The following is a 15,676-nucleotide window of genomic DNA, read 5'->3' on the forward strand; positions in this document are numbered from 1 at the left end:
CGCCATGACAACGATTTCAAACCAACCCCCAACTCACGACCAGCCAGCCTCCCACGCCGCTCGCCCGATCTCATTCTCTCATGCCCAGCAAACCCTCCTCCGCCAAAAAGAGCAAGTCCCCCACCGACGAAGTCGTTGAGGCGGCTGTGCCTGCCGATAGCGCCACTCCCAAAAAAGAAGCCAAAGGGAAGGTGCTGTCGTTGATTGAGGAAAAGAAGCCCCGGAGCAGAGGGCCGGTCAGAGGGGGCAATGCCTTGCCGCCCCTGGGAGCCAAAAAAGTAGAGGAACCCGCGCCCGCGCCACAGCCCGTCGTCCCCGCCAAACCCACGCTGGACGAGCGCAAAGCCGCCGCGCTGAACCTCTTTGAGGATGATGAAAAGCCGAAGGTGCGCCGCCGCCCGGTGGATGAAAACGCCCAGCACAACGCGCTGCCGCCCATCTCCCTGCTGAACGACCCCACTCCGCCGAAGCCGATCGTCCCGATCGTGCATGCCCCTCCTGCCGAGGTGGTGGTGCCGGAGTTTGAGGTCAGTGAGAGCGGTGAAAAAATCATCCACCTGAAGCCACCGATCGTGGTGAAGGATCTGGCGGACAAGATGGGCCTCAAGCCCTTCAAGATCATTTCCGAGCTCATCGCGTTCAAGGTTTTCGCCAGCGCGGACAAGGCCATCGACATCGAGATCGCCGAGAAAATCTGTGAGAAGCACGGCTTCAAGCTGGAGCGCGACAAGCGCGAAAAAGGCGGCGGCGTCCACAAGGTGGAAGAAGTCATCGTCGAGCCTGTGGCCCAGGTCGTTGAAGAGGTGGAGGAGGACAAACTGGAGCTCCGCGCCCCGATCATCACCTTCATGGGTCACGTTGACCATGGCAAGACCTCCCTCCTGGATGCTCTGCGCAAGACGCAGGTCACCTCCGGTGAAGCAGGCGGCATCACGCAGCACATCGGCGCCTACTGCATCTGGCACAACGGCAAGCCCATCACCTTCATCGACACCCCCGGCCATGCCGCCTTCTCGGCCATGCGCGCCCGTGGTGCCAAAGTCACGGACATCGTGGTGCTCGTCATCGCTGCAGACGACGGCATCATGCCGCAGACCAAAGAAGCGCTCAGCCATGCGAAAGCCGCTGGCGTGCAGCTCATGGTCGCGCTGAACAAATGTGACCTTCCTACTGCTAACGTGCTGCGCGTGAAAAGCCAGCTGCAGGACATCGGACTCGCGCCGGTGGACTGGGGTGGTGAGATCGAAGTCATGGAAGTCTCCGCGAAGACCGGGCTCGGACTCGACAACCTGCTCGAAACCATGTCCCTCCAGGCTGAAGTGCTGGAGCTCAAGGCGGACCCCAAGGCGTCCCCTCGTGCCACGGTCATCGAATCCTCCATGGTGGCCGGCAAAGGCCCTGTGGCCACGGTCATCGTCGGCCAGGGCACGCTCAAAGTCGGCCAGGCCTTCATCTGCGGCCCGCTCTGGGGCAAGGTCAAGGCGATCATCAATGACCGCGGCGAGTCCATCAAGGAAGTGCTTCCGGGCATGCCCTGCGAAGTCATCGGCTTCAGCGACATGCCGCACGTGGGCGACGAAGTCGTCGTCATGAACAGCGAGCGCGACGTGAAGAAGCTCAGCGAAGAGCGCCTGGAGGAGATCCGCCAGAAGAAGCTCAACGTGCCGCGCCGCTCCACCCTGGAGCATCTCTTTGCCAGCATCGAGGACAGCAACAAGAAGGCCCTCAAAATTGTCCTCAAGTGCGACGTGCAGGGCTCCGTGGAAGCGGTGGCCAAGTGCCTCACCGACATCAAGAGCGACAAGTGCAACCTCGACATCCTGCATCAGGAAGTCGGCGCCATCAACGAGTCCGACGTCCTGCTGGCCAGCGCCTCGGACGCCATCATCATCGGCTTCAACGTCAAGGTGGAGAACAAGGCCCTCACCGTGGCGAAGCGCGAGACGGTGCAGATCAAGCTCTACTCCATCATCTACGAACTCATCGATCAGGTGAAGGAAGCCATGGCCGGATTGCTCGATCCGATCACCCGCGAGAAGGTCATCGGCCACGCCCGCGTGAAGCAGGTCTTCAAGGTCAACAAGGGCTTCGTCGGCGGCTCCGTCGTCACCGACGGTGTCATGAACCGCAAGCAGCGCGCCCGCGTGCTGCGTGGCGGCCAGGCTGTGTATGACGGCGGCTTTGAAACGCTGCGCCGCTTCACGGACGAAGTCAACGAAGTGCGCAACGGCATGGAGTGCGGCATCAAGCTCTCCGGCTTCAGCGACTACGAAGAAAACGACGTCATCGAGTGCTACGAACTCGAAAAAATCGCCCAAACTCTCTGATCCAGCCCGTCGTATCAGGTTTCAGGTCATGAGCGTGCCATTCACGCTTCTGACCGGAACCTGAAACCTGCCCCCTTTCAACTGCCCCTATGTCCCTCCGAGTCGATAAAGTACGCGAGCTCATTCGTCGTGAGCTCAGCACCATCCTCGAGAAGGATTTCCGCAACGAAGGCTGCCTCGTGACCATTCACGACGTCAGCCCCACGCCGGACATGCGGCAGTGCTTTGTGTATGTGGGTGTCATCGGCAAGCCGCACCAGCAGGACGCGGCCCTGGCCAAGCTCGTGAAGGCTCGTGGGTTCATCCAGCGGGATCTGTACAAGCGCGTCAAACTGCGCAGCAGCCCCCAGCTTTTCTTCCGCCTCGACAAATCCGTCGAGCGTGGCGTGCCGCTGCTGAACATCATCGACAATCTCCCCCCGCCGCTGCCGGATCTTCCGGTGGAAGGTGAGGAAGGCGCAGCGCCGCCCGCCAGCCCTGCCAAGTAACCCAACGTACGGCCAGAGCGCCGTGCAGTGTTCGTAGGATGGGTGTGGCGACAGCCCGCCCGTCCACCAGCGTATGGCAACGCGCTGTGGCGTACGAACATCCTCGTAATCGGGCGGTTTGGCGAAGCGCGTGGAGGAGCATTTGCAGCCCTCGACGCCAAACACACCCAACCTACGGCCAGAGCTCTGCGCAACGTTCGTAGGATGGGTGTGGCGACAGCCCGCCCGTCCACCAGCGTATGGCAACGCGCTGTGGCGTACGAACATCCTCGAAGTCGGGCGGTTTGGCGAAGCATGCGGTGGAGCATTTGCAGCCCTCGACGCCAAACACACCCAACCTACAGCCAGAGTGCTGGATCTTCCGCTGGAAGGGGAGAGGAAAGGCCGAAGCAAGCCGATGGCAGCCTCTGGCTTCATCAGTCCGGGCTTGTTTTCGAAAGGCCCTGCACACGCTGCTATCTAGCGCGCCTGACGTTTCCTATGCTGACTTTGCATCCTGGCCAGTTGTTCCTGGAGGTGTTGATCGTCGATCATGGGCAGGCCGGCAAAGATCTTTTCCGCCAGAGGATTGTCTGACATGGTGATAGCCCACAGTGCGGAGATAGCATTGATGTAGGCAGCGGAACCCGGTTGCTTGAGGTATTGCGCCAGCAGGGCTGACTTGGCGGCAGTCCATTCCGGCAGATCCAAGAGCCAGGGATAACGAAGGCAGGTGCCTCTGAGGCTGTCGGTTTGAGCCCGAGCCAGGACGGCCCAGATTTCCTGAGTGAGGTGGGGATCTATGTGCACGCGATCCAGCATCTCCATGAGGGTGGTGTTGAGGACCTTTTCATCTTTCTCCTGCAGCGATTGGAGAAACGCCGCACGGTCCAGCAGCAGACCCTGGGCGAACTTGAGGGCCTCGGTACGGGTGCGCTCCGACTTCGCCGTGCGCAGTTTTTCCAAGACGGGGATCAGACGTGTTCTGACGTCGTGAGTGACGACTCCTTTGACGGCTGCCAGGCGGCGCGTGCTGTCGGTGTCCTCGTCTTTGTTCGGGCTGTTGATGGCCTGATGCGCGAGCTTTCGCAGCGCCCAGTAGGCAGCATCGTCGGAGCCGCTTTGCATCGCTTCTTCGATGAAGTCGATGGAGTACCAGGCGTGGAGGGCTTGCAAAGCCGCTGCACGGGTCGGGTCGGTGTAACTGTAGCAGGAGCTGGTGCCCATGCTGTCCAGCACCTCCGGCGGAAAGCTGGAGATCAGCTGCTCCAGCGCCGCCAGACCTTTGCCGGTGGTCGTCAAAGTCCGTGTCGCCTCCTCCATCACGCGGCGCGGCTCTCCTTCGATGGCAGGATCGGAGATGATATGAATCACGGAAGCATCAGCCTGGGCGGCTATGAGCCAGGGGAGGCATATGAGAACGAGCAGTTTCATGAGGCGGATCGTATTTGGGATCGTTCAATCAGGATGGAGATGGGAGGAATGCGAGGGCTTAATGGCCGGCACCCTGTCTGACGCACCAGGAGAGTGCGGTCTTGGGGTGGCTCCAAGGATGGGCTTTTTTTTCTGCACCCGCCTGACAGTCTGAACTGGATTGCCGGTGAAATCATTGACACGCCTTCCGCCGGTCCGGTATAAGCGGGGCATGGCCAGCAGCATTCGCCTTCCATCCACGGGTGCTTCGTACCGCCTCACGGCCATGCTGTCGGGTTCTGGGGCAGGCTTCAGCATGGGCCTCATCCTGTGCCTGTGCGGGGGCTTGATCGCTTGCTTTGCGCTGCTCAGCGCGCAGATGCGGCAGCCTGCGCCGGTGGTGGCAGTCGCCCCGGTGTCTGCTGCGGACAAGGCCTTCAATGCGAGGTATTACCCGCTTGTCGATTGTTGGCTGTTTCGGATGCCGCCAGGGAAGTATGTCTATGCTCTACCCGATGTCACCCTCCCGGAGCCGATCCCTGATGACCTCCCCACGGGAGATCCTTGCCCCAAGACTCTGCTCTACCCCAGGACACCCGCAGTCGCTCCTGCGGCTGATGCCCAAGGTGCCGCTGAAGTCCGGTGACAGCGGAGTGCTTGCGCCTGGATTGTGTTTTATGCTGTGAATATTGCGCGCTGCTGGGGCATGAGCTTCAGGGGCAGGGGGTGAACGGCCATTTGGTATGACAGACCTGCCCGGCTGCCTACGATCCTTCCCCCCTCCATCACTTTTCGACTCCCGTCTTTTTCACACTGCGCATGCCGGTTCCTCCCACGACTCATCCAGGGCTCGCCCGCTGGACCAATCTCTTCAGTCTTTTGGTGATCGGCATCGGGGGCGCGGCCATCGCCGGATGGATCTTTGATGTGTCTTTGCTCAAGCGCATCGTGCCGGGAAGCATCGCCATGAAGTTCAATGCGGCGCTGGTGTTCCTCCTTGCGGGGCTCTCCCTGCGCGGCGCGGCGGCCTGCCGCAGCCTGTGCTGCCGGCGGATGGGGCAGATCTGCGCGGGCCTCGTCATCCTGACCGGCGGGCTCACGCTGGTGGAGCACATCTCCGGGCTGGATCTTGGCATCGACAATCTGCTGATCCAGGAGCAAGCGCGTGAGACGAGCAAGTACACCCCGGGCCGCATGTCATCGCAGACGGCCGTGAGTTTTGTGTTCTTTGGCGTGGCGCTCCTGCTTTCCGCCGGCCGCAGGCGTGGCTGGTGGAATGTGGTATCCCGTGCGCTGCTGGTCTGCGTGGCCTTCCTTGCCCTGGCGAATCTGGTGGGGCACCTCTTTGGCTTCGTGTTTCAAGTGGGCATCAGCCAGATCACCGGCATGGCCATTCATACCTCGCTGGGGTTTCTGCTGCTGTGCGCGGGCCTGTACTGCGCCAGGCACGAGGCCGGTGATGCGAAGGACATATTGTTCAGCGAGACCACGGGCGGCATCATGGCGCGGCGGCTGCTGCCGGCGGCCATCCTGCTGCCGCTGCTGCTCGGCTGGCTCAGGATGGGCGGGAGGAAGGCAGGCCTGTATGATTCGCCCGCCGGGGCGGCGTTCTTCGTCGTCTGCACCCTGGTCTTTTTCACCGTGCTGGTCCTTGCCACAGCGCGCCAGCTGCACCTCCAGGACCTCGCGCGGCGTGAGGCCGTGGAGGCGCGTGATCGCACGATCGCGGAGCTGCAGCGTGCGCTGGATGAAGTCCGCACCCTGCAGGGACTGCTGCCCATGTGCGCCTGGTGCAAGAAGGTCCGCGACGATCAGGGCTACTGGGACGATGTGGCCTCCTACATCGCCAAACACACCGAGGCCAGCGTGTCCCACGGCATCTGCCCCGAGTGCAGCAAGGAGCATTTTCCCGCGACGCAGCCCGCCGTCCCTTCACCGGACGCAGCATCTACATAGGTTTCACCGTGCTGAGTTTGCTGCCCCAGCGCGGGAGAACCGGGGGATAAGAGATCTTGGTCAAGGCGGGCCATTGGGGGCTGAGCGAACGCGGCAGCGTTTTGGACTGCGGTCGCGCAGATGCAAGGCGCAAGCTTGCATCGGAGCTACCGCTTTCGCGAGGTGCAGAGGGTTCTCCTTTCTTGCAGTGCCGTCCGGCCTGCGAAAGCGGCGTCGCGCCCAGGCTTGCCGCGCGCACTCCAAAACGCTGCCGCGTTCGCGCACGCCACTCCCCCCATCCCATCCTTTCTGATCTTTTATCTGGCATTTGCGCCGGCAGGAGTCAGCTATCGCCCACCGCCTATGCCTGCCCAATACGCCCGTTATCCTTCGCTTGTGGACCGCACTGTTTTCATCACGGGCGGTGCGGATGGCATCGGCAGCGCGCTGGTGGAGCAGTTTGCGCGGCAGGGCAGCCGGGTGGCGTTTGTGGACAAAAATGTGCCGTATGCGCAGGCGACGATCCAGCGCTGCACGGACGCGGGCGTGGCGCATGCGCCGTTGTTTTATGAGGTCGATCTGCTGGACATCGCTGCGCTGAAGGTGGCCTGCGCAGAGGCGGTGCGGGATCTCGGCAGCGTGACCGTCCTCGTGAACAACGCCGCCAACGACGACCGCCACGCATGGCAGGACGTGACGCCCGAGTATTTTGACAACCGGATCCACACCAACCTGCGGCACTACTTCTTCGCCATCCAGGCCCTGGCGCCGCAGATGATCGCCGCTGCGCACGGCTCCGTGATCAACATCGGCTCCAGCAGCTACATGATGCAGGAGGATTTCTTTCCCGGCTACGCCATCGCCAAGTCAGCGGTGGAGGGCATCACGCGCACCATGGCCCGCACCTTCGGCCCCCATGGCGTGCGGGTGAATACCGTGCTGCCCGGCTGGGTGCCCACGGAGCGGCAGCTCACCAAATGGTGGTCTCCCGAAGGCGAAGCGGGCACGATGAGAGATCAGGCGATCAAGCGTCGCATCCTGCCGGAGGAATTCGCGCAGATGGTCCTCTTCCTGGCGGCGGACGATGGCGCCGCCTGCACCGCGCAGCAGTTCATGGTGGATGGTGGTAGGTTTTAAGAGTGCGTGTTTTTTCCGCCAAACGTCGGGTGCTGAAAATGAACGGCGGCGACTTTCACTTTTCGGGCGGTGATCCTGCATGAAACCGCAGGGCTGCGTGCGTACTGTCCGCATGCCAAACATCCCGTCTTTCCTCCTCACCACACTCGCCCTTCTGCTGCTTGGCTCCGCTCACGCTGCCGATGCACCGCCGCAGGTCACCGTCAGCAACATCCGCCGCATCTTCCACAATGGGGAGCACAATGCCTTCACGGATCTCGTGCGCTTTCGCGGCCAGCTCTACCTCTGCTTCCGCAGCTGCCCGGACGGCCACATGGTTTTCAACACCGCCTCCGCCATCGTCATGCGCAGCACGGATGACGGCGCCACGTGGACGCAGGTGCACCGCTTTGCCGTGAAGGACCGCGACACGCGTGATCCCCACTTCCTCGTCTTCAAAGACCGGCTCTTCGTGTACACCGGCACCTGGTGGAGCGGCCCCGGCAGCATCCTGCCCAAGGACTACGACATGAACAAGATGCTCGGCTTCGCCACCTGGAGCGATGATGGCACGAAGTGGAGCGAGCCCGAGCTGCTGGAGGGCACCTTCGGCCTCTACATCTGGCGCGCCGCCGCCTCCGGTGGCAAGGCCTACCTCTGCGGCCGGCGCAAGCCGGGGTATGACATCGGCCCCAAAGGCGAGGGCGACAAAGTGCAGTCCCTCCTGCTGGAAAGCGATGAAGGCCTCATCTGGAAGAAGCGCGCCTACTTCGCCGAGGCCGCCGGAGACGAAACCGCCTTTCTCTTTGAGAAGGACGGCAGCCTGCTCGCCATCGGGCGTCATGGCGGCGGCAAGAACGCCCTCGTCATCCGCTCCCGGCCACCCTTCACCGAGTGGAGCCGTCAAAGCCTGGACCGCCCCGTGGGCGGCCCGCTCGTCGTGAAATGGGGAGAGCACACCCTCGTCGGCGGCCGCAAGACCACCCAGGAGCACGGCGCCAAGACCTCGCTCTGCTGGCTCGTCGGCGATGCCCTGCAAGAGTTCGCCGAACTCCCCAGCGGCGGCGACAATTCCTACCCCGGCTTTGTCCAGCTCTCAGACAAACGCGCCCTCGTCTCCTACTACTCCAGCCACGAAAAAGACGCCGCAGGGAAGACCATCACCGCGATCTATCTCGCGGAGCTTATGCTGAAGTGAGGGCGTTTGGCCTGTTTGATTTATGGATTTGCGGCCGCTGCGCCTGCGATATGACCAGCAAAGCTTGTGATGAAACTTTTGAAACTGGTCATCTCGCTCAGTCCTGTGAATGCACCGTCGCGTGATGCCGATCTGGGTGAAGCCAGAATGGTTGCGCTGGTATAGAGCTGCTCACGAACGAGCTTTTTGCAAAGGATGTTGTATCGGTCAAGATAGGAAGCCTTCTGAAATTCAGGGAAGACCGCAAAATGTGGACATGCGTCCCGCACGGGGGTGCGTGATTCTGGTGCATCCTCCACGAGCATGAGCCACCCGACGAAGGGCTTTGCCGCTTCTTCGCCAAACGCCTTTTCACGATACGCGGTCCAAAAGTCATGAGCAGTGCCGATGGCCTCTTCGGTGCGGTTGTTGAAATTGTTTCCAAAGGATGGACCCACCTGTGACTTGAACTCCAAAGCTGCAATCAACTTTCCCTTGTTCAGTATCAGCAGGTCCCACAGCTTGGTAGGTCTGAAATACCCGGGAAGAGTCAGGACCTTGCGCTCCAAGTGAATCTCAGCATGCGAGAATCCATTGGCATGAACCAAGTCCGTCACAATCTGAATGAAGCCATCCATGTTCTTGCCGCCAGTGACCGCTCCACGGCTGCCTTGATCCACTTTGCCTGAAACAAGCTGCTTCTGAGCTGCCGATTCACGGCCACCCCAAAAAGCCTTGACCGCCAGCCGAGCCTTCTTTTCGTAGTTTACTAAATCGAGTGCCATGGAAGTCCTTAGTTTGTTGCAATCAGTTCACGCTCTTTGGAACTGAGACCAAACATTTTCGCAACGATTTTATTGCAGGCTGTTTCATCGCCGGATTCCGCTGCCGCAATCAGTGAGTCCTGCACAGATGTAGAAATGCTGGACCATTTTGGGATGCGGATACGGCGAAGGTATTGTGCCTGAAAGCGGAAGCAACCACCTCTCATCTTCGTTGAATAGGTCGCCACAAAGAGCCTTGCCAGACCAGACATCAGTACTGCCTGCAACGCTTTAAGATTCCATTCGTCTGACGTGATGAAATACAGATTGTGATGAGGGTAGAGCAGGCCTTCTTCAAAAACCACATGTGCCCGGCCCTTGATGTCGGGGATCAGGAGTTTCGGCTGACGCGCCAGACTCGGGGTGATCTTGTCGATGGTCCGATACCAGCAACCACCACCTTTCTGCGCCACATGGCGCTTCTTCAAATCTGCGCTGTGCTTTTCAAAATAGCTCTTCAACAGCGGAAATTTCTCAAGATCCACGGCCTTGCCATCATCACCAAAAGGATTGACCACTCCGAGACCATGCCAAGTCACATGACCAGCATCGATGTCTCGTGTCATCACCAAAGGCAGCTTGCGGGACGGTTCTACATCCAGTTCATCCATCTTTCCGATAAAGACACGGTCTGCGCCCGTCGCTACACCGATGCCCACTTTGCACCCAGCTTCTTCGAGCGTGGGGAAGGCAGCTTCCAGACGACGCACCAGGCCAAGTCCCTCCAGCGAGTCCTCTTCAAGAACCCATGGCTCTGATCCGCCCACAACCGCAGGCAGTTCCTTCACCGCGCCATTGAGTTCTTTGCCTGTGCCCTTCAGCTTGCTTACCAGCAGCTTCAGTCCTTCAGCATTGATCTCCGGCCTGTGCGCGACGCGTGTAATGACTCCTTTCTCTCTTGTGATGACCGTGATTGCAGGATACGCCGTCACCTCGGTGGTGAATGCCGGAGTGCCCACCATGTCCACATAATACCGTAGATGGAAGTCACGGCTGACCATCTCTCTGAGAGGCCCGCCATATTTGTTTTTCATCCAGCGGTCGGAACAGATGAAAGCCACTGAACCACCTTGATTAAGCAGGGTAAGCGCTTTCTCGATGAAGGGGACATAGAGATCGGCACGGTCATACATCGTCGAGAACTGCTGACGATACTCAAATAGCAGTTCATTGGGAATCATCTCCTGCCGCACATAGGGAGGATTCCCGACAACCACGTCAAAATGGCCCTGCATTCGCTTCAAGAGGAAGTCGTCCTGATGCAGCCATGCCTTCAAAAGCCGGTCTGCGGTTTCTGCCTCAACGTCCTGCCCAACCAAGAATTCTTTGAGCCTCTGCTTGGTGGAGTGGAAGGTATCACGGTGCACTTCGATTCCCACCAGTGCAGCTTCGAGCTGGTCAGTGTTACGCCTCCCACTCCGGCTCCATGATTTCAGCAGCCGCGAGATTACCCCTTCAAGGAAGTCCCCGTGACCAAAAGAAGGTTCAAGCACCCGCATTCCGCAAAGGTCTTTTTCTGGCGTGTAACCGACAAGGTCCAGCATGAATTCCACAACCTCAGGTCGCGTAAACACGGCACCTCTTTCCGAGCCTGCGCTCAGTGACAGGCGCTCGATTGCACCCGCCAGTAACACAGCGGGATCAAACAGACCTGGAAGAGGGGAATTGAGCGCTGAAATCATGCCGTTTTAAATGAGGCTGTTCGTTGTTCCGTCACAGCACAGAGGTTTGTTCAAAAGAACACTTTATCAACAGCCTTTTTTAAGGCGAAAACTATCCTCCGTGTAAACGAGACACATCACTCAATGACCGCATCGAGCTCTGCCATGACTTCCTCGTGCGTGCAGGAGCGGGTTTTGCCGCTCTCACGGCGCTGCACGCGGGCGTCCATTTCTTCGCGCCAATGGGGCGGCAAGGCGAGGGCGCTTTGGAGGACGCTGGTGATGTCGAGGGCGTCGGTGGGCATGCGTGGAGTGTATCAGCCTGCGGCGTGGATTTCAACTGAGGATGCGGCTCCATGCTGGCCGATCCCGGAGCAAGCCGGAGGCTTGCGCTACGGCCAGGCATTCCCGCCCTCGCGCCGCGCCCAGACTTCCACATCTTCCACAGTTTCAACGGGGGAGTGTGTGTTCGCTCACTCCCAGGTGAAGGTGTAGGTTTGCAGTTTGCCAGTTTTGCTCACCACACACTGCTGGCGTGAGACGAGGTGGGGGATGATCTCGGCGTAGAGCTTGGAGGCGGTGAGTGCGCCGAGACGCCCTGGATTGGCGGCAAAGCGGTGGGTGAGCTGGCTCCGGGTGTACACGGCCTGGCGCTGGCCGGGTTTGACACTGTGATCTCCCATGATCTGGGCCAGCAGCCATTCGGCGGTGTCGTCCACCTGAAGGCGGCGGCTCATGCCTTCGAGCTCCATCAGGGCATCGAGACAGGCGTTTTGATGCGCCTCCGCAATCTCCAGGATGTCCGGGGTGATGGTGAAGGGATCTGTGATGCTGCCTCTGGCCCAGCGGCAGGCCTGGAAGATGACGGCGAGCTTCAGGCAGCGGGCGGGGCTTTCATTGAGGCTGGAGAGGAGGTTCTCACTTCCTGTGGTATAGTCTGGTATTGATTCGCAGCGGGCGCGGTTGCGCTGCTGCAGGTCCACCCAGTAGTGTTTGGCGGCCTTGGTGAAGCTGTCCCTGCCCACGGTGCCTTTGAGGCTGGTCAGATTGCGGAAGAGGTCGGCCATGTTTTGCAGGTCGTCTCCTTCCAGGGTTTCCGGCCACCAGATCTGCCGTGCCTGCCGGGTGGCCACGTAGAAGCCAAAGCGGCGGCGCAGACCGCAGCCGGCGGCGATCTGATCCAGCCGGGCCACGCCAAAGGTGCTGCCAATGCAGAGGCTCAGCGTGGCCTGCTCAATGTGGCGCTGGGACTCGCCATCGGCGTTGTTCTTGCCTTCACGCAGGAAATTCTGATGCCAGGGTGAACCATCGTAGAGGCCCAGGTAGCGTGCGGAGACCTCTCGCCCGTAGGACTGCGTCTCCCAGCTGCGCAGGATGGCGTTGCCTTCGTCCTCAAACTGCAGGCGGTGGGGCTGCTGCTCAAAGGTGTCAAACAGCGCTGAGTCGCTGGCGTTTCCTCCGATGAGATCGTCCGGTGTGAGGATGTGGCGTGCGAGCTGGACCGCTGGCAAAAAGGTGGTGCTCTTGCGCATGCCTGCCCGGCTGGCCACGAAGTTGAAAATCGTCAGCGGTTTGCGACCACCAAAGCTCAGTGTGACATTGGGTGTGAGAAGCCTGCCACAAAGAGCCAGAATGGGGGCCACGATGAGGCCGTCCGGCAGCTCTGAGACATTGCGCGTGAAGTCGCGGTAATCCATGAGGATGGAATCCTCCGGGATGGGATGCTCACGTATTGTCTCACTCTCCCCCGTTGAAACTGTGGAAGATGTGGAAGTCTCCGCGCTCGTGGCCGCAGGTGGTGCTTGCGCGCATCCTCCCGCCGAAGTGTTGGATGTTGCCGTTGTTTTCTCCTCGGCGGGCGGCTTGGGCTGGGGTTTGTACCAGTCGGGCACGGGAGCGTTCACAGGGCGCAGGTAGCTCGTCCAGTCGGCGGAAGGCCGGAAGGCGCTGCGGGCCTGCAGCTCGGCGGTGGCATCTGTGAGGACAGGGGGCGTGGCGCTGGGATTGGAGCTGGAGTTCGAATCGGAGTTGGAATTGGAGTCAGAGTTCATGGTCGAAAAGTTGTCGGGTTCAGAGGATTCAGATGAGTGGAGATGTGGATTCATTTTCGGGGGGTGAAGAGGCCGTCGAGGATGGACTGGCGCTCGGCCTCCCGCATTTGGAGGACGTCGCCGAGGTCTTTGCAGAGCTTGGGCAGGAGGTGCGCAGTGGCGTGCACGCCTGCGGCCTGCAGGTCTGCCAGCCAGGAGGATCCGGCGTCTTTGCCCGCCTCGTCCGCGTCCGGGACGATGTGCACCTCCCTGCCGCGCAGCCGCTCCAGCAGCGCAGAATCCCGCGCAAAGCGGGAGCTGGCGCTGGTGGCGGCGAGGATGCTCCACGCGTGCGGTGTATCCACGAGCAGCATGGCGGCGAGACCCTCGATGAGGCCCACCGTGCCCTCCACCAGCAGCACGTGCGTGGTTTCACCCAGCCAGCCCTGCCCGATGAAGGCGCCCTGGGAACCGGAGAGATTGCGCGCTTTGATGTAGGTGCCGTCTCCTCTTTCCAGCGGCTGTCCGTCCAGCCGCCGCGCCTGCGCAAAGGTGCCCTCCGTGATGATGAGGCAGCGGTGCCCCTGCACCTGCGCCACACGGAGAAACCCGTGCCGGTGCGCGAGATCCACCGCATCTGGCAAGATGCTGCGCAGATCCGCCACGGTGAGGATGTCTTCCTGCGTGAGCGGGTGAAACTCCGGCCACTTTTCGCGCAGCCGGGCGGGGTCTTCGGCGGGGGTGGCGGGTGTGTGGGGAGCGGTGTGCCCTGCACGGCTCTGTGAGGAGGAACCGGCCTTGCCGGACCTGTTCTTGCCCGGGGTCTTGTTTCCCGCCTTCCCGCCCGGCGTCATCTCCGCATCCCGCAGATACCCCGCAGGCTTCCCCGCGCTGCTGGTGGCGGCGCAGTGCAGCTTGTGGCGCAGATCCTTTTCCTGCCAGGGCGGGCGGCAGTCCTTGTTCCAGTGGCTGAGCAGGGGCAGGGCCTCCTCCTCGGAGAGGTCAAAGCCGCGCACCAGCGCCACGGCGGCGCGGAAGGCGGCGGCATCCCCCCTCTGCCCGGAGATGGAGACGGGCATCCTCGCCAGATAGGCGCTGGCACGCTCGGTGTTGGATTTCATAATGTGGTAGAATGTGGTTTCAATGAGCAGGCTAGGCGCTGCGGGTTTCGGCGGTGGAGGCGGCCGCTGTGCTCCCGGCGCCCTTCCGGGAGGAAGAGGAGGATTTTGCGCTGCCTCCCGCCCGCACCTCGTGCTGCTGCAGGGCGGCCCAGACCTTGGCGAATTCAAAGCGGCAGAAGCCGCGAATCTTGATCATGGGCACCGTGCCGTTGAGCACCCAGCTGTGCAGGGTGCGGCGGGTGATGCCGAGGCGCTGCGCCATCTCCACCTGCGTGAGCAGTTCCACAGGCGGCGGTGGTGTGGGGCCTGGCTGGGGGTGTTGGGCGGCGGTGAGGGCTTCGGATACTGTTTGAATGCTGGATTTCATAAGAATGTCGTTTGGTTGCAATGGGTTCACGTGTAGTAATATATGCTGCTAACTGGTGCCTTGTGGTATCATGCGGCCGTGCCGGGGCATGGAGGTGCCGTTTGGCGCGGAGTCCGCGTGAGGTCGGGCGTGAGTGGTGGGCCGGAGGCCGTTCAGGGCCGCCGGGTTGTATGCCGGGTGCGAATGCCAGAGTTCTTCACTGCCGTCTCGCCGCCATCTCTACCGGAGGCCGCGTTCTTCACGCCGGCCGTCCTCAGGAATGAAGAAAGACTTGGGTCCGGATTCCGAAAGTCAAAAACTATTTCAGAAAAATGCAGATTCAGCGCACAGCGTTGCGAAAGGGGGCGCAGAGAAACGAAAACGTTGCGCGGCATTTGGCATGCAACCAGCCATCCTTTTCACCGCGATCCATTGAGCAAAGCCCCCCCCCCCTCTACACTCATGATACTCCAAGCCAGATGCGAAATGACCGTGGAAACAACCGTTCCCGCCGCCACCGTGATGATGATCGAGCCCCTGTCCGGCCCGGCGCAGGTCATTCAACACAGCTCGGTGAGCTTTGAGCCGATGACGCCCCACGTCAAAACCATCGACGTCTTTGGCAATGCATGCCAGCGCGTGGTATTGCCCGCAGGCACCACGGTCATCAAGGCGGAAGTCACCGCGAGCGTTCCCGATTTCATCGATGTGGATCACTCCGCGCCCTTCACCCCGGTGCAGGATCTGCCGGACAGCGTGCTGCATTACCTGCTGCCCAGCCGCTACTGCCAGTGCGATCTGCTGCTGGATCTGGCCACGCAGGTCATCGAAAATGCAGCTCCCGGCTACGGCCAGGCCGAGGCGATCCGACAATGGATCCAGAACAACATCACCTACCAGTACGGCTCCAGCGGCCCCAGCACCACGGCCATGGACACTGCGAACAGCCGCATGGGCGTGTGCCGTGACTACGCGCACCTCGGCATCGCCCTCTGCCGCGCCGTCCGCATTCCCGCCCGCATGGTGTCCGGGTATCTGTATCAGCTCGATCCCATGGACCTGCACGCGTGGTTTGAGGCCTTCGTCGGCGGCCGCTGGTACACCTTTGACGCCACTCAAAATCAGCCCCGTGGCAACCGCATCATCCTCGCCTACGGCCGCGATGCCGTCGACACCGCGCAGCTCAGCGAATACGGAAACCTCGTGATGAAAGGCATGCACGTCCAGGTAAGTGCCGCGCCGTGAGGGGGTGCGTTTGA

14 protein-coding genes are annotated in these 15,676 nt (G+C 61.1%); 7 read left to right on the plus strand and 7 right to left on the minus strand.

Going from position 1 to position 15,676, the window contains the following annotated elements:
- Positions 1-80: 80 nt before the first annotated feature.
- Both infB and rbfA read left to right on the plus strand, forming a co-directional pair.
- Positions 81-2,327: a translation initiation factor IF-2 gene (infB, locus tag AC24GY_RS27230; protein WP_487689447.1), complete on the plus strand. Its 2,247-nt coding sequence runs from the start codon at positions 81-83 to the stop codon at positions 2,325-2,327.
- 89 nt (positions 2,328-2,416) lie between these two features.
- Positions 2,417-2,815 (plus strand): 30S ribosome-binding factor RbfA, encoded by a 399-nt coding sequence (rbfA, locus tag AC24GY_RS27235; protein WP_487689449.1) that lies wholly within the window; start codon positions 2,417-2,419, stop codon positions 2,813-2,815.
- A gap of 459 nt (positions 2,816-3,274) precedes the next feature.
- Here rbfA and AC24GY_RS27240 read toward each other — a convergent pair whose 3' ends face one another.
- Positions 3,275-4,228 carry a hypothetical protein gene (locus AC24GY_RS27240; RefSeq protein WP_487689451.1) on the minus strand — a complete coding sequence of 318 codons (954 nt, stop codon included), beginning with the start codon at positions 4,226-4,228 and terminating at the stop codon, positions 3,275-3,277.
- Positions 4,229-4,439: 211 nt separating this feature from the next.
- Here AC24GY_RS27240 and AC24GY_RS27245 point away from each other — a divergent pair, with 211 nt between their 5' ends.
- From AC24GY_RS27245 to AC24GY_RS27260, 4 genes are all read left to right on the plus strand, one after another.
- Positions 4,440-4,853, plus strand: coding sequence for a hypothetical protein (locus AC24GY_RS27245; protein WP_487689453.1), 414 nt, complete (start codon positions 4,440-4,442; stop codon positions 4,851-4,853).
- 173 nt (positions 4,854-5,026) lie between these two features.
- Positions 5,027-6,163: a hypothetical protein gene (locus AC24GY_RS27250; RefSeq protein WP_487689455.1), complete on the plus strand. Its 1,137-nt coding sequence runs from the start codon at positions 5,027-5,029 to the stop codon at positions 6,161-6,163.
- Between the two features lie 342 nt (positions 6,164-6,505).
- Positions 6,506-7,279 carry an SDR family NAD(P)-dependent oxidoreductase gene (locus AC24GY_RS27255; RefSeq protein WP_487689459.1) on the plus strand — a complete coding sequence of 258 codons (774 nt, stop codon included), beginning with the start codon at positions 6,506-6,508 and terminating at the stop codon, positions 7,277-7,279.
- A gap of 112 nt (positions 7,280-7,391) precedes the next feature.
- The gene (locus AC24GY_RS27260; RefSeq protein WP_487689462.1) at positions 7,392-8,456 is read left to right on the plus strand and encodes a sialidase family protein; all 1,065 of its coding nucleotides are present in this window, start codon (positions 7,392-7,394) and stop codon (positions 8,454-8,456) included.
- A gap of 20 nt (positions 8,457-8,476) precedes the next feature.
- On the opposite strand, the gene AC24GY_RS27265 is transcribed toward AC24GY_RS27260, so the two are convergent.
- From AC24GY_RS27265 to AC24GY_RS27290, 6 genes are all read right to left on the minus strand, one after another.
- On the minus strand, positions 8,477-9,220 hold the full coding sequence (locus AC24GY_RS27265) for a PaeR7I family type II restriction endonuclease (RefSeq protein WP_487689465.1): 744 nt from the start codon (positions 9,218-9,220) through the stop codon (positions 8,477-8,479).
- Positions 9,221-9,228: 8 nt separating this feature from the next.
- On the minus strand, positions 9,229-10,941 hold the full coding sequence (locus AC24GY_RS27270) for an Eco57I restriction-modification methylase domain-containing protein (RefSeq protein WP_487689468.1): 1,713 nt from the start codon (positions 10,939-10,941) through the stop codon (positions 9,229-9,231).
- A 116-nt stretch (positions 10,942-11,057) separates the two neighbouring features.
- Positions 11,058-11,225, minus strand: a complete 168-nt coding sequence (locus AC24GY_RS27275; protein WP_487689471.1) for a hypothetical protein — start codon at positions 11,223-11,225, stop codon at positions 11,058-11,060.
- 168 nt (positions 11,226-11,393) lie between these two features.
- Positions 11,394-12,971, minus strand: a complete 1,578-nt coding sequence (locus AC24GY_RS27280; protein WP_487689474.1) for a DUF3987 domain-containing protein — start codon at positions 12,969-12,971, stop codon at positions 11,394-11,396.
- 50 nt (positions 12,972-13,021) lie between these two features.
- Positions 13,022-14,071, minus strand: a complete 1,050-nt coding sequence (locus tag AC24GY_RS27285; RefSeq protein ID WP_487689477.1) for a hypothetical protein — start codon at positions 14,069-14,071, stop codon at positions 13,022-13,024.
- 31 nt (positions 14,072-14,102) lie between these two features.
- Positions 14,103-14,438, minus strand: coding sequence for a hypothetical protein (locus tag AC24GY_RS27290; protein WP_487689480.1), 336 nt, complete (start codon positions 14,436-14,438; stop codon positions 14,103-14,105).
- A 441-nt stretch (positions 14,439-14,879) separates the two neighbouring features.
- On the opposite strand from AC24GY_RS27290, the gene AC24GY_RS27295 reads away from it, so the two are divergent.
- Positions 14,880-15,662 carry a transglutaminase domain-containing protein gene (locus tag AC24GY_RS27295; RefSeq protein ID WP_487689482.1) on the plus strand — a complete coding sequence of 261 codons (783 nt, stop codon included), beginning with the start codon at positions 14,880-14,882 and terminating at the stop codon, positions 15,660-15,662.
- The last annotated feature ends 14 nt before the right edge of the window (positions 15,663-15,676 follow it).

This window comes from Prosthecobacter sp. Pr1, from assembly GCF_057652315.1.

Excerpts from the sequence above, each read along its gene's own strand:
- infB (WP_487689447.1), top strand. The coding sequence starts at position 81 with ATGCCCAGCAAACCCTCCTCCGCCAAAAAGAGCAAGTCCCCCACCGAC.
- rbfA (WP_487689449.1), top strand. The coding sequence starts at position 2,417 with ATGTCCCTCCGAGTCGATAAAGTACGCGAGCTCATTCGTCGTGAGCTC.
- AC24GY_RS27240 (WP_487689451.1), bottom strand. The coding sequence starts at position 4,228 with ATGAAACTGCTCGTTCTCATATGCCTCCCCTGGCTCATAGCCGCCCAG.
- AC24GY_RS27245 (WP_487689453.1), top strand. The coding sequence starts at position 4,440 with ATGGCCAGCAGCATTCGCCTTCCATCCACGGGTGCTTCGTACCGCCTC.
- AC24GY_RS27250 (WP_487689455.1), top strand. The coding sequence starts at position 5,027 with ATGCCGGTTCCTCCCACGACTCATCCAGGGCTCGCCCGCTGGACCAAT.
- AC24GY_RS27255 (WP_487689459.1), top strand. The coding sequence starts at position 6,506 with ATGCCTGCCCAATACGCCCGTTATCCTTCGCTTGTGGACCGCACTGTT.
- AC24GY_RS27260 (WP_487689462.1), top strand. The coding sequence starts at position 7,392 with ATGCCAAACATCCCGTCTTTCCTCCTCACCACACTCGCCCTTCTGCTG.
- AC24GY_RS27265 (WP_487689465.1), bottom strand. The coding sequence starts at position 9,220 with ATGGCACTCGATTTAGTAAACTACGAAAAGAAGGCTCGGCTGGCGGTC.
- AC24GY_RS27270 (WP_487689468.1), bottom strand. The coding sequence starts at position 10,941 with ATGATTTCAGCGCTCAATTCCCCTCTTCCAGGTCTGTTTGATCCCGCT.
- AC24GY_RS27275 (WP_487689471.1), bottom strand. The coding sequence starts at position 11,225 with ATGCCCACCGACGCCCTCGACATCACCAGCGTCCTCCAAAGCGCCCTC.
- AC24GY_RS27280 (WP_487689474.1), bottom strand. The coding sequence starts at position 12,971 with ATGAACTCTGACTCCAATTCCAACTCCGATTCGAACTCCAGCTCCAAT.
- AC24GY_RS27285 (WP_487689477.1), bottom strand. The coding sequence starts at position 14,071 with ATGAAATCCAACACCGAGCGTGCCAGCGCCTATCTGGCGAGGATGCCC.
- AC24GY_RS27290 (WP_487689480.1), bottom strand. The coding sequence starts at position 14,438 with ATGAAATCCAGCATTCAAACAGTATCCGAAGCCCTCACCGCCGCCCAA.
- AC24GY_RS27295 (WP_487689482.1), top strand. The coding sequence starts at position 14,880 with ATGATACTCCAAGCCAGATGCGAAATGACCGTGGAAACAACCGTTCCC.